General features: G+C 38.8%; 12 protein-coding genes. 8 read left to right on the top strand and 4 right to left on the bottom strand.

Annotated elements, in window-relative coordinates:
• The first annotated feature begins 246 nt into the window (after positions 1–246).
• From HJC33_RS15160 to HJC33_RS15170, 3 genes are all read left to right on the top strand, one after another.
• Positions 247–1,266, top strand: coding sequence for a LacI family DNA-binding transcriptional regulator (locus HJC33_RS15160; RefSeq protein ID WP_171659693.1), 1,020 nt, complete (start codon positions 247–249; stop codon positions 1,264–1,266).
• A gap of 62 nt (positions 1,267–1,328) precedes the next feature.
• Complete coding sequence (locus tag HJC33_RS15165; protein ID WP_171659694.1) at positions 1,329–3,635, top strand: glycoside hydrolase family 65 protein; 2,307 nt, start codon at positions 1,329–1,331, stop codon at positions 3,633–3,635.
• 89 nt (positions 3,636–3,724) lie between these two features.
• A complete protein-coding gene (locus HJC33_RS15170; protein ID WP_409557870.1) occupies positions 3,725–5,506 on the top strand; it encodes an alpha-amylase family glycosyl hydrolase in 1,782 nt (593 codons plus the stop codon).
• A gap of 53 nt (positions 5,507–5,559) precedes the next feature.
• Here the strand turns inward: HJC33_RS15170 and HJC33_RS15175 are convergent, their stop codons facing one another.
• Positions 5,560–5,979: a hypothetical protein gene (locus tag HJC33_RS15175; protein ID WP_171659696.1), complete on the bottom strand. Its 420-nt coding sequence runs from the start codon at positions 5,977–5,979 to the stop codon at positions 5,560–5,562.
• Positions 5,980–6,165: 186 nt separating this feature from the next.
• Between HJC33_RS15175 and HJC33_RS15180 the strand changes: the two genes are divergently transcribed.
• Positions 6,166–6,918, top strand: coding sequence for a glycerophosphodiester phosphodiesterase (locus tag HJC33_RS15180; RefSeq protein WP_246245578.1), 753 nt, complete (start codon positions 6,166–6,168; stop codon positions 6,916–6,918).
• Positions 6,918–8,183 carry a BaiN/RdsA family NAD(P)/FAD-dependent oxidoreductase gene (locus HJC33_RS15185; protein WP_171659697.1) on the top strand — a complete coding sequence of 422 codons (1,266 nt, stop codon included), beginning with the start codon at positions 6,918–6,920 and terminating at the stop codon, positions 8,181–8,183. The genes HJC33_RS15180 and HJC33_RS15185 overlap by 1 nt, the downstream gene beginning before the upstream one ends.
• Here HJC33_RS15185 and HJC33_RS15190 read toward each other — a convergent pair whose 3' ends face one another.
• Complete coding sequence (locus tag HJC33_RS15190) at positions 8,184–8,912, bottom strand: MIP/aquaporin family protein (RefSeq protein ID WP_171659698.1); 729 nt, start codon at positions 8,910–8,912, stop codon at positions 8,184–8,186. It abuts the gene before it with no gap.
• Positions 8,913–8,933: 21 nt separating this feature from the next.
• Positions 8,934–10,430, bottom strand: a complete 1,497-nt coding sequence (glpK, locus tag HJC33_RS15195; RefSeq protein WP_171659699.1) for a glycerol kinase GlpK — start codon at positions 10,428–10,430, stop codon at positions 8,934–8,936.
• A 70-nt stretch (positions 10,431–10,500) separates the two neighbouring features.
• On the opposite strand from glpK, the gene HJC33_RS15200 reads away from it, so the two are divergent.
• The gene (locus tag HJC33_RS15200; RefSeq protein WP_171659700.1) at positions 10,501–11,037 is read left to right on the top strand and encodes a DUF1697 domain-containing protein; all 537 of its coding nucleotides are present in this window, start codon (positions 10,501–10,503) and stop codon (positions 11,035–11,037) included.
• Here HJC33_RS15200 and HJC33_RS15205 read toward each other — a convergent pair.
• The gene (locus HJC33_RS15205; protein ID WP_171659701.1) at positions 11,034–11,510 is read right to left on the bottom strand and encodes a TspO/MBR family protein; all 477 of its coding nucleotides are present in this window, start codon (positions 11,508–11,510) and stop codon (positions 11,034–11,036) included. The two genes, HJC33_RS15200 and HJC33_RS15205, sit on opposite strands and share 4 nt — an antisense overlap.
• 93 nt (positions 11,511–11,603) lie before the next feature.
• Between HJC33_RS15205 and HJC33_RS15210 the strand changes: the two genes are divergently transcribed.
• Both HJC33_RS15210 and HJC33_RS15215 read left to right on the top strand, forming a co-directional pair.
• Complete coding sequence (locus HJC33_RS15210; RefSeq protein ID WP_171659702.1) at positions 11,604–12,686, top strand: diphosphomevalonate decarboxylase; 1,083 nt, start codon at positions 11,604–11,606, stop codon at positions 12,684–12,686.
• Between the two features lie 76 nt (positions 12,687–12,762).
• A complete protein-coding gene (locus HJC33_RS15215) occupies positions 12,763–13,701 on the top strand; it encodes a mevalonate kinase family protein (protein ID WP_171659703.1) in 939 nt (312 codons plus the stop codon).
• Positions 13,702–13,706: the final 5 nt, after the last annotated feature.

The following is a 13,706-nucleotide window of genomic DNA, read 5'->3' on the forward strand; positions in this document are numbered from 1 at the left end:
TTCGTAGAAGGTTCATAAAACTAAAAGACCAGATTTATTTATATCGTAATTTATCTGGAGGAAATCAAGTAAATCCGTAATGAGGCTACTAATATACCATTTTTTATTTTTTAGCTAAATGTTAAGTTGTTATGGAAGCTTTTGTGAAAAATGGTTCAATTTTTGTTAAAAAGAGTAAATGAAAGTCGATCATGATCTATATTGAGTAATTTTCCATGCCAAACCAATGGATAAATTCTCTTATTGTTGAAAGCAAAGATTACTTTAAAAGATATTGCACGTGAACTCGAGGTGTCAATATCAACCGTTTCAAAAGCTTTAAAGAACAGCGAAGAAATCAGTAGGGATACTAAGGAGAAGGTTCAAGCCTTTGCCAAGTTGTACAACTACAAGCCAAATAATATTGCCATAAGTCTCAAGAACAAGAGAACTAAGAATATTGGTGTTGTTGTTCCTGCTATTGTACATCACTTTTTTACCACTGTTATTAGAGGTATTGAAAAATACGCAAATGCTAAAGGTTACAATGTTATTGTTTGCCTTTCAGAAGAATCTTTTGATAGGGAGGTCATAAACATGGAAATGTTGGCCAATGGAAGTATTGATGGGTTTATCATGTCACTTTCTTCAGAGACACAACGCAAAGGAGATTACAATCATCTAAAAGAAGTTACCGAACAAGGGATTCCATTGGTTATGGTAGATAGAATAACCAATGATGTAGATTGTGATAAAGTGGTGATCGATGATGAGCTAGGAGCCTATATGGCCACTAAAAAACTGATAGAACAAGGAAGAAAAAAAATAGCCCTAATAACCACAGATGATTATTTGAGCGTAAGCAAGTCTAGGACAGATGGTTATAAAAAAGCACTTTTGGAGAGTAAAATGGAAGTAGATGACTCCAGAATACTCAAACTTTCCACTATGGAAATGGATGAAAAGAGCATTGTAGATTTTTTTGACACCCATCTTGTGGATGCAGTTCTTTGTGTAAACGAGATATTTGCAGTGTATAGCATGCGTTTGGTCCAAATGAAGGGACTTCGTATCCCAGAAGATATTTCTTTTATTGGTTTTACTGATGGATTATTATCGAAATACGCTAACCCAAGTCTAACAGTTGTTGCACAGCACGGTGAGAAAATGGGCGAGATTTCTGCACAAATGCTTATCGATAAAGTAGAAAGTGAAGAGGAAGAGGAAACATTCCAAACCAAAATTTTAGAACCCACTTTAGTGGTTAGGGATTCCACAATTAACTAAGTTTGCATTATCCTTGTACTCAGGGATTAAAAAATTTGCTGACTCCAACTTAGTTATTTTCAATGAATCAAGATTATATAAAGGCGGATCCATGGTCCATCATAGAAGAGGGCTTTGACCATGAAAGGGTCAAGTCTTCAGAAAGTCTTTTTAGTATAGGTAACGGTGCCATGGGGCAACGTGCCAATTTTGAAGAACAGTATTCCGGAGAAACCTTTCAGGGCAATTATATTGCTGGAGTTTACTATCCTGATAAAACCAGAGTAGGATGGTGGAAAAACGGTTATCCAGAATACTTTGCCAAGGTTTTGAATGCTCCTAACTGGATTGGTATCAATATTATTTTGAATGGAGAGCCTTTGGATTTGAATACCTGTAAAAAAGTTGTGGGTTTTCGTAGAGAACTCAACATGAAAGAAGGGTGGTACAAACGAAGCTTTGTGGCCACCATGTCGAATGACTTGGAAATTGCGGTGGAAGTCGTGAGGTTCCTAAGTTTAAATTTTGATGAGACAGGGGCGATTCAATATAACTTACAAGTTCTAAATTCAGATACTGAAGTTTCAATGGTTCCTTATTTGGATGGAGGAATTAAAAACATGGATAGCAACTGGGATGATAAGTTTTGGGAAATAACAGCTGTTTCTTCTGAAGGAAACCGGGCCTTTGTATCATCCCATACCATGAAGACCAATTTCGCTGTTTGTACCTTCATGCAAAGCGAGCTTTATGTGGATGGCGAAAAAATTGAAGCCAAACCAGAGATTCAAAAAAATGCAACTTCAATAGGTCAAGCATATACAACCAGTGTAAATAAAGATGCAACTTTGACTTTGGTAAAATATGGCGGATATGCGGTTGATAGAAATCATCCAAAAGATGAGCTTAAAGACGCAGCAAACATAGTTTTGGACCAAGTTGAAAATCTTGGATTTGAAGCTTTATTGGATTACCAAAAAGAAGCTTGGGCCAAAATTTGGGAAATGAGCGATATCACTATTGAAGGAGATGTTAAGGCACAACAAGGCATCCGGTTCAATATTTTTCAACTCAACCAAACCTATTTAGGGAAAGATTCCAGGTTAAATATTGGCCCAAAAGGGTTCACAGGTGAGAAATATGGAGGAAGTACCTATTGGGATACCGAAGCATACTGCCTACCTTTTTATATGTCCACCAAAAATCAAGAAGTGGCTTGGAACCTATTAAAGTATCGCTATAACCATCTGGAAAAAGCCATTGAAAATGCTGAGAAACTTGGATTTACAGGTGGAGCGGCACTTTACCCTATGGTGACCATGAATGGTGAAGAATGCCACAATGAATGGGAAATTACCTTTGAGGAAATCCACAGGAACGGAGCCATTGCCTTTGCGATTTTCAATTATTACAGGTTCACAGGGGACTATAGCTATATACCAAAAATGGGGCTAGAAGTTTTGATTGGTATCGCTAGATTCTGGCATCAGCGCTTTAATTATTCAGAAGAAAAGCAACAATATGTGATGTTGGGAGTAACTGGTCCCAATGAATATGAAAACAACGTAAATAACAATTGGTACACCAACTATTTGGCAAAATGGTGCATGGATTATGCAAGTGGTCAGGTGGCAAAAGTTCAGACTGAATATCCCGAAGATTATCAAAGAGTGGTAGTCAAAACCAATTTAGGAAAAAAGGAGCTTGAGGCATGGGAACAAGTTTCAGAAAACATATATTTTCCATATTCGGAAAAACACAAAGTGTTTTTGCAACAGGATGGATTTCTGGACAAGGAGTTGGTAAAAGTATCAGATTTGGACCAATCCCAGAGACCCATCAACCAAAAGTGGAGCTGGGATCGAATTTTGCGCTCGCCTTACATAAAACAAGCCGATGTATTGCAGGGATTCTATTTTTTCGAAGATCATTTTAGTAAAGAGGACTTAGAACTTCATTTCGATTTTTACGAACCTTTTACTGTACACGAATCCTCGTTATCTCCTTGCGTACATAGCATTCAGGCAGCAAAGTTGGGCAGGATGGGCCAAGCGTATACATTCTACCTTAGAACTTCCAGATTGGATTTGGACGATTACAACAAAGAAGTTGAAGAAGGATTACATATTACTTCCATGGCAGGAACATGGATGAGCATTGTGGAAGGTTTCGGAGGAATGCGTGTTGTAGAGAATCAACTTTCTTTTGAACCTCAAATACCGGAACAATGGCAATCCTATTCCTTCAAGGTTAATTTTAGAAATCAAATTGTAACCATCAATGTTTCTGCAGAAGATGTTGCTTTTGAAGTTTCGGGAGAGGAAAAACTCAATATAAAAGTTCATGGAAACCCGATTACTTTGATTCCCGGTGAAATAGTGAAGGTATGAGACCAAAACATGCTTTTATTGTTCTGTGGATTTTTGGAGTCCAAATAGCATGTCAAAAGAAAACCAAACCAAAACCTGAAATGCCATCCATGAAGAAGAAAATAGTTGTATACCAAGTTTTTACTCGTCTTTTTGGAAATACAAATACAACCAACAAGCCTTGGGGTACCATTGAAGAAAATGGGGTGGGCAAATTTGCTGACTTTACAGAAAAAGCATTGTTGGAAATTAAAGGTTTGGGAGTTACCCACATTTGGTACACCGGAGTGCCGCACCATGCATTGATCAATGATTATACTTCCTATGGAATTTCCAATGATGACCCTGATGTGGTTAAAGGGAGAGCCGGGTCTCCGTATGCCGTTAAGGATTATTATAATGTAAACCCAGATTTGGCCATTGATCCTGCAAAAAGATTGGAAGAGTTCAAGGCATTGATCCAAAGAACACATAATGCAGGTATGAAAGTGATCATCGATATTGTTCCCAATCATGTAGCCCGTAATTACGAAGGAGTTACAAACCCAGAGGGAGTAGTGGATTTTGGTGCCCATGATGATACCTCAAAGGAATACGATGTCAACAATAACTTTTACTATATTCCAGGGCAAGCATTTCAAGTGCCGCAATGGCAAAATGATTACTTGCCACTGGGAGGGGAAACTGTAAATGCCCATTCTGATTCCAAGTTTGAGGAAAATCCAGCCAAATGGACAGGGAATGGCTCACGACTCGCCCAACCTGATTTTAATGATTGGTATGAAACAGTAAAGGTGAACTATGGAGTTCGCCCTGATGGTACCAAGGACTTTGATGAATTGCCCAAGGGCTTCGATACTTTGGGGTATAGAGAGCACCATGCGTTTTGGAAGGAGCGGAAGCTTCCCAATTCATGGCATAAATTCAAGGATATTGCCACCTATTGGTTAGATTTTGGCGTGGATGGTTTCCGTTTTGATATGGCCGAGATGGTGCCAGTGGAATTCTGGAGTTATCTCAATTCCAATATCAAAATGAAGAACCCAGAAGCCTTTTTACTGGCGGAAGTATATAATCCAAGTTTGTACCGAGACTATATCCACAAGGGAAAAATGGATTATCTCTACGATAAGGTAGAGTTGTACGATAGTATCAAACATATTATGAAAGGGTATGGTTGGACCGACCATATTCCTGTGGTCCAAAAAGGAATGGCGGATATAGAGCACCATATGCTGCACTTTTTGGAAAATCACGATGAACAACGTATTGCAAGTCCAGATTTTGTGGGGAATGCAGAACTCGGGAGACCAGCTATGGTAGTTTCGGCAACATTGAGTACATCGCCCACAATGATTTATTTTGGGCAAGAGGTTGGGGAGCCCGGTGCAGAGGATGCTGGTTTTGGAAAACCTACCCGAACGTCAATTTTTGATTATATAGGAGTGCCACATCATCAACGTTGGGTGAACAATAAAGAATTTGATGGAGGTCAATTGTCTTTCAGGGAAAAAGAATTGAGGGATTTTTACAAGCGATTGCTAAATTTCACCATTCAGAGTGATGCACTAATGGGAGACTATCAAGAGATTCACTTTTATAATAAGGACCAAACCGAAACGTATGATCATAGGGTTTTGTCTTATGTAAGATGGTCTGATAAAGAGAAATTGGTCATTGTTTCAAACTTTGACGCTTCCAAAAGCTATACCTTCGATTTGAAGGTTCCTGAGGATGTTATTGACAAATGGCAACTTAAAAATACGGAATATGCACTGGAGGAGGAATTATATGGGCAAGGACATAAAAATATGAAGGTTACTAATGGACTTGGACATATTGCGGTTGAATTAGGGCCTTTGGAGTCTCTTATTTTAAAAATAAAACAATAAAAAAGCGGATTGCTTCAAAAACAATCCGCCAATTTAAGGTCGGTTATTTTCTATTATTCCTTTACTGCTGTTTTTTGATAAACGAGTCCTATTACTGCACCTACAATGCCGTAGTAAATTATATCTATTACAGCTTCGGCAATATGGCCGGTCAAATCCATCCAATCAGCAGTGGCATACCATATAAGCCCCATTCCAATACCCACAAAAACCCCTATCCAAGCTCCAAATTGAAAACCTTCACTCAGCGAGTGGTGCCCTCTGGCCCATTTACTGTACAATGTGCTTAAAACAAAAGCTCCAACTAAATTACCCAAAGCAATTAAGCCAAGGTTTGGAGTTTCCTTCATTGAATTTACAATGGTGTGATCAGCAAAAAAATCTACCGTTGCGATCCCCCAAATAAGATATCCTAAAAAGAACATGACGACTGCGCCAACAAGTGTGGCCAGCAAGTTAGATTTTGAAAACATGCTAGTTTATTTATTGGTTACTAATATGATAAATGTATTAAATAATTTTTAACAAATTGACAAAAAAATAAACTCATAAATAGTAATAATGCATTTTTAGGTAGAACCACAAATGTTTTTTCAATGAAAATATTCCTATTGGATTTCATTTTCAAATTGTATTTTTAACATTAAAAATTAGACCGAATGAAAATAAAATTACTTGTAGTATCAATTACTTTTTTTTTCCTCAACAGTTGTGATATGATGAATCCCAAACCGCTAGTTATTGGGCATAGGGGTGCTATGGGCCATGAGACGGAAAACACATTGGCATCCATTCAAAAAGCATTGGATTTGGGCGTGGATATGATTGAAATTGATGTATTTCGTATAAAAAGTGGTGAGATTGCCGTGTTTCATGATGAACGTGTGGAGCGACTTACCAATGGTGGTGGAAATATTGAAGAATATAATGTTTCTGATATGAAACAACTTATTTTGGACGGTAACCATAAGATTCCATTATTACAAGATGTGCTTAAATTGATAAATAATCAAGTGGCCCTTAATATTGAATTGAAAGGGGCTGACACCGCTGACAGGGTTAACTTTATCACCGATTATTACATAAAGGAAAAGGGGTGGGCCTTGGATAATTTCATTATCTCCAGTTTTAAATGGGATGAATTGAAGCGAATGAGAGAGTTGGATTCCGAAATTAAAATTGCAGTGCTAACAGATGAAGATCCCTTGGATGCAATTGCTGTGGCCAAAGAATTGAATGCAGAGGCTATAAATCCTAATTTTAAAACCTTAACAGAAGAAAATACTGCAAAAATCCATGAGGCAGGATTAAAAATCTATACATGGACGGTCAATGAACCAGAGGATATTGAAAAGATGAAGAACTATGGAGTGGATGGAATCATTACCAACTATCCAGAACGGGTGGATTAATGTATGATATAATTGTTGTTGGCGGTGGTGCTGCTGGATTTTATGCTGCAATTCACATTGCAGAACGGTCCCCAGATTTAAAAGTGGCCATTTTTGAAAGAGGAAAGACTGTGCTATCCAAGGTAAAAGTATCTGGAGGTGGTAGGTGTAATGTGACGCACGGAGAATTTTCTGTTAAGGATTTGACAACCAATTATCCTAGGGGAGAAAAAGAACTTTTGGGACCTTTTCATTCCTATGCTCCCATGGATGTGATAGCTTTCTTTGATGAAAGGGGAGTTGCTCTAAAAATTGAGGAAGATGGCCGTATTTTTCCTAAAAGTAATTCTTCCCAAACGATCATAGATTGTTTTGTTAATGAGGCTCAACGTCTTGGTGTGAAGGTCCTGAAAAATAGTGCGGTAAAGCAGTTTGAAAAAAATGGGACATTATGGAAAATAACGACCATGAACAAACATTACACGGCCAAAAAACTCTTGCTTTGCACAGGAAGTAACCCTAAAATATGGAAGCAATTGGAGCAATTGGGCCATAAAATAGTTCCGCCAGTACCTTCCCTGTTCACCTTCAATATCAATGATGAAAGATTAAAAGGTATTCAGGGAATTAGTGTTGATGCTACCGTGGAGATACCTTCCAAAACAGTTTTTGCATCAAAAGCCAACCTTAATTTAAAAAGTAAATCCAAAGAAATCCCTGTTCTTTCATCAGAGGGGCCGGTATTGATAACGCATTGGGGGTTAAGTGGTCCAGCTATCCTAAAACTTTCAGCATGGGGGGCCAATATTCTCCATGAGTATCAATATCAGTTTAGGGTGAACATCAATTGGTCACCTGAGTATACCACAACCTCTATGACTGGCTATTTAAAGAAGGTTAAAGAGGTTGAAGCGAAGAAAACAATTGTAAGAACCCAAGCCGTGGATATTCCAAAAAGACTTTGGGCCAAATTGGTTCACGCATCAGGAATCAGTAAAGAATTAAAATGGGCAGATGCTACCAAAGAACATCTTCAAAACCTTGCAGAACAACTTACAGCTTCTTCTTTTCGGGTGGAAGGAAAAAGTACTTTCAAAGAAGAATTTGTAATTGCAGGCGGGGTGGACTTGAAAGAAATCAACTTTAAGACCTTTGAAAGCAAGTTGCATCCAAATCTATATTTTGCCGGTGAAATCATCAATGTGGATGCCATTACTGGAGGATTCAATTTTCAAAATGCTTGGACCGGAGCATATATTGCTGCCAAGGCCATTACATCAGAATAGTCATTGTAACAATAGAGCGATACCGGCTGCAAGCGCAGCACCTAAAATGGGCCCAACAACCGGAATCCAAGAATATCCCCAACCGTTGGAGCCTTTATTTTTAATCGGTACGAGCGCATGAACAATACGTGGTCCTAAATCACGTGCGGGATTAATAGCATAACCTGTAGTACCTCCTAAAGAAAGTCCTATGCCCCAAACAATAAGGGCAACCGGCAAAGCCCCCAAGGATCCAAGACCTATGATGGTATTGTCTTTGGTGGCTACCGCATCTGTAAAATAAAGAACGGCAAAAACTAGCACAAAGGTTCCCAATATCTCGGTCAAAATGTTCAAAAAAGTATTGGGTATTGCAGGGGCATTACAGAAAACACCTCTTTTGGTATTGCCGTCTTCTGTTGCATCAAAATGGTCTTTGTTGATCAACCAGACAAAGAAAGCTCCCAACATAGCTCCTATAAATTGAGCAACAATATAACTTGGAACTTCCTGCATAGAGAACTCACCCGCAAATGCCAAACCTAAAGTTACGGCAGGGTTCATATGTGCTCCGCTGTAAGGTCCGGCCACTACGACCCCTGTATAAACGGCAAAGGCCCATCCGGTGGTAATTACAATCCAGCCGGAGCCGCTTCCATATGTTTTTTGCAAGGAAACATTGGCATTTACGCCACATCCCAATAACATTAAAAGAAATGTGCCTACAATTTCAGCAACAAAAGGTGTCATAGTCGGTTATTTTTAAAATATTCAGGAATTGTTTGCCCAAAACTCCAATGACTTAACTGCTCTGTACCAGCCTTGTATGCCTTGCTCAACAGCTTTTCTTTCATTGGTTGGGTTAAAATGAACATCTGCTTGCCAAATATCTTGAATTTCTTCGGGATTTTTCCAATATTCTACTGCCAATCCAGCCAAATAAGCAGCACCCATGACCGTGGTTTCAACAATTTTGGGTCTCACGGTTATCGTGTTGAGGACATCTGCTTGAAACTGCATCAACATATTGTTGACGGTGGCCCCACCATCCACACGTAGTTCCTTAATTGAAATTCCAGAGTCAGCTTCCATTGCTTTCAACACATCCATGGTCTGATAGGCAATGGATTCTATGGCAGCCCTTGCAATATGGGCATCCGTACTACCTCTCGTTAGCCCAAAAATGGTGCCTTGGGCGTGTTGGTTCCAATAAGGAGCTCCCAATCCGGCAAAAGCTGGAACCAAATACACTCCTTCTGAGCTTTCAACCGAACCGGCCAGTTGTTCCACTTCGGATGAGGTTTTTATAATCTTTAGGCTATCGCGTAGCCATTGTACCACTGCTCCTGCAATAAAAATACTCCCCTCCAGGGCATAATGGGTTTTTCCATTGATTTTCCAAGCGACAGTGGTAAGTAAATTGTTTTTAGAGAAAATAGGTTTTTCCCCAATGTTCATCAACATAAAACAGCCTGTTCCATAAGTGTTTTTAACCATTCCCTTTTTGGTGCACATTTGACCAAAAAGAGCAGCTTGTTGGTCGCCAGCTATTCCCGCTATGGGAATTTTTGAAGCAAAGAAATTTGGACTTGTATAGCCATACAATTCGCTGGATTGTTTCACTTCTGGGAGCATACTTTTGGGAATGGTGAACAATTCCAATAGTTCATCGTCCCAATCCAAAGTGTTGATGTTGAAAATCAATGTTCGCGAAGCATTGGTCACATCGGTAATGTGAAGTTTGCCTTCGGTCATTTTCCAAATCAACCAAGTATCAATGGTCCCCATGGCCAAATCTCCCGCTTCCGCCATTTTTCGTGCGCCGTCAACATGGTCCAAAATCCATTTTACTTTAGTGCCAGAAAAATAGGAATCAATGACCAATCCGGTTTTTTCACGGATTATTTCAGATTTCCCCTGATTTTTTAAAGTATCGCAATAATCAGCGGTTCTTTTATCTTGCCAAACAATGGCATTATAAATAGGTTCACCAGTTTTCCGGTTCCAAACCACCACGGTCTCCCGTTGATTGGTGATGCCAATCGCGGCCATTTGCTCAGCTTTCAAGCCTTTTTTACTGACGGCTTCTGCAGCCATTCCAGCTTGGGTGGCCCAAATTTCTGTTGGATCATGTTCCACCCACCCTGGTTTTGGAAATATTTGGGTAAATTCTTTTTGGGCCACCGAGATTATGGAACCCTTTTCATCAACGACCACAGCCCTAGAACTGGTGGTCCCTTGATCAAGTGCAAGGATATATCGGTTCATTTAGTTTTGTTTAGTGTGTTTGAATTTACTAAAATAAATCGGAGTAATTTTAACTATCAAAAGCTTAAACATGAAAACATTTATTGCACTTCTAAGAGGAATCAATGTAAGTGGACAGAAGAAAATCAAAATGGCAGATTTGAAGGTTTCCCTTGAAAAGATAGGTCTTCAAAACGTGACAACCTATATCCAAAGTGGCAATGTTGTTTTCAAAAGTAATGTTGATAAGGCTTCAGCACTAGAAGAATTGATCCATACATGTATTTTAAAGAATTTTGGTTTTGAAGTTCCTATTTTGGTCATAACATCCGATGTAGTTCAAAAAGTATTGGAAGCAAATCCATTTAAAGATGAGACTGAAGAAAATTGCTTGTATTTTGTATTGCTAAAGCAACCTCCACAACAAGAATTGGTTTATAAGCTGAATGAACAGGATTTTCCCAATGAAGATTTTCACATTGTTCCCAACTGTGTTTATCTCTGTTGTAGAAAAGGTTATGGGAATGCTAAACTCAACAACAATCTTATAGAGCATAAATTAAAGGTGCAGGCAACTACCCGCAATCTAAAAACCATGAAAAAACTATTGGATATGGCAAGCAATTAAGGATTTAGCTCCCAAATCTTGTAGTTGAGCAGTGCAGCAAAAAGGACCCAGAGCAAATAGGGAATCAATAGATAAGCGGCAACTTTACTTACTACTTTAAACCAGCGAATGGTCAACATAATTAAGGACAGAAGCCCTAAAATCACCAATAAGGCCCAAGAAGGACTTTTCAAACCAAAAAAGACAATGCTCCATAAGGCATTGAAAAGTAATTGAAAGCCAAAATGATACAATGCTGTTTTCACCCAAATATGGTGAAACCCTTTGGACCAAACAATTCCTGCAGAAATACCCATTAAAACATACAAAATGCTCCAAACTGGAGCAAATACCTCATTGGGTGGGTTAAATGAGGGTTTTTGCAAAGTAAAATACCAATCGTTAACTGAACTTTGCGTGGCAAAACTGGACAAAAATCCTATCAGCAGACAAATAGCAACACTAATGGCGATGTAAACAATCCTTTTTTTCATAGTCTGAGCAACGAGGTCTAAAATAAGAATTTATTTGTTTCTACTTAGATGGAAGCGATTTGCAAATTTTATATTTGCCAAAATACATTTCCAATGACCGAAAAAGACTTTCTGCCCTCCCCATACAAAGAATTACCACAAGAGGGAAAGGTAATATGGAAGGCTCCCAGTAATATTGCGTTGGTCAAATATTGGGGAAAAAAAGAAAATCAGATACCGGCCAATCCATCTATTAGTTTCACTTTGGATGCTTGTGCCACAACCACTTCTATATCGTTTAAGGAGAGAGACGATAATGGTCAGTTTTCATTTGACTTGATTTTTGAAGGGAAACCCAAACCCGATTTTAAGCCCAAAATCCAGACTTTCTTTGAAAGGATTGAAGCTTATGTCCCGTTTCTAAAAAACTATGATTTCCATATTGAAACTTCCAATTCCTTTCCGCATAGTAGTGGAATTGCCTCTTCAGCAAGTGGAATGGCTGCTTTGGCACTTTGCCTTATGGATATTGAAAAACAACTGAATCCAGAAATAACCCAGGAATTTTTCAATAAAAAAGCCTCTTTTTTGGCTCGGTTGGGTTCTGGAAGCGCTTGCAGAAGTATTGAAGGAGACCTTATTCAATGGGGAATGCACGAATCCTTTGCAGAGAGCTCGGATTTGTTTGGAATGGGATACCCCTTTAATGTAAATCCTGTTTTCAAAAATTTCCATGATACCATTCTGTTGGTGCACAAAGGAGAAAAACAAGTTAGCAGTACAGTGGGACATAATTTGATGCATGGACATCCATTTGCCGAGCAACGTTTTGCCCAGGCCCATGAAAATTTGGATAAACTCAAGGCCATTTTTGAAAATGGTGATTTGGAGGCATTCATCAGCATTGTTGAAAGTGAAGCGTTGACCCTGCATGCCATGATGATGACCAGCATGCCGTATTTTATATTGATGAAGCCAGATACACTTCAAATCATTGAAAAAATATGGGCTTACAGAAAATCAAACGGAGTGCCCATTTGCTTTACTTTGGATGCAGGTGCCAATGTACATGTGCTGTATCCAGAATCGGTTAAGGAAAAAGCCATCCAATTTATTCAGGATGAATTGGTTGTGCATTGTGAGAATGGACATTATATTTGCGATCGAATTGGGAAGGGTGCACGTAGAATACGTTGATTTTATCCAATATTTCTATTTGTTCACCGTTAACCAAATTTGATTAAACGCAAATATTGTATCTTAGACGAGTACTATGAAAGGACCACTCTTTTATTCTAAAATTCTTCTTTTTGGAGAATATGGTATCATCAAAGATTCCAAGGGCCTTTCCATTCCCTATAATTTTTTCAAAGGAGCGTTAAAAACAGATACAAATCTTACGGGTGTAGCCAAAGATTCCAACCAAGGACTTAAGGCTTATGCTTCCTATCTTGAAGATTTGGAAAAGGAAGAACCAAATTTGGTTTCTTTCGATTTGGAATCCTTGGGAAAAGATATTGCCCACGGAATGTACTTTGATAGTTCAATCCCTCAGGGATATGGTATTGGAAGTAGTGGGGCATTGGTGGCTGCCATTTATGATAAGTATGCCAACAATAAAATCACGGTCCTTGAAAATTTAACCCGGGAAAAGCTTTTGAGGCTCAAAGAGATTTTCGGAAAAATGGAATCCTTTTTCCACGGTAAATCTTCCGGATTGGATCCTTTGAACAGCTATTTAAGCCTGCCTATACTCATCAATTCCAAAGACAATATTGAATCCACCAGTATACCTTCCCAAAACAAAGAAGGAAAAGGTGCAGTTTTTCTTTTGGATAGTGGCATGACCGGCGAAACGGCTCCCATGGTACAGCTGTTCATGGAAAAAATGAAGCAGGAAGGGTTCCGTAGTATGATCAAAGATCAATTCATTAAACATACTGATGCTTGCGTAGAGGATTTCTTGAGTGGCAATGTAAAATCCTTGTTTGGAAATTTAAAACAGCTATCGCATGTGGTTTTGGATCACTTCAAACCCATGATACCGTCTAAATTCCATCAACTTTGGCAGCAAGGTATAGAAAGCAACGACTACTACCTCAAACTTTGCGGTTCTGGAGGTGGAGGATACATTTTGGGCTTCACCCAAGACCTGGAAAAAGCAAAAAAAGCTTTGCAAGGCCATAAATTGGAAGTGGTATACAGCTTCTAATCCAT

This window comes from Flagellimonas amphidinii, from assembly GCF_013090115.1.
Classification (GTDB): domain Bacteria; phylum Bacteroidota; class Bacteroidia; order Flavobacteriales; family Flavobacteriaceae; genus Flagellimonas; species Flagellimonas amphidinii.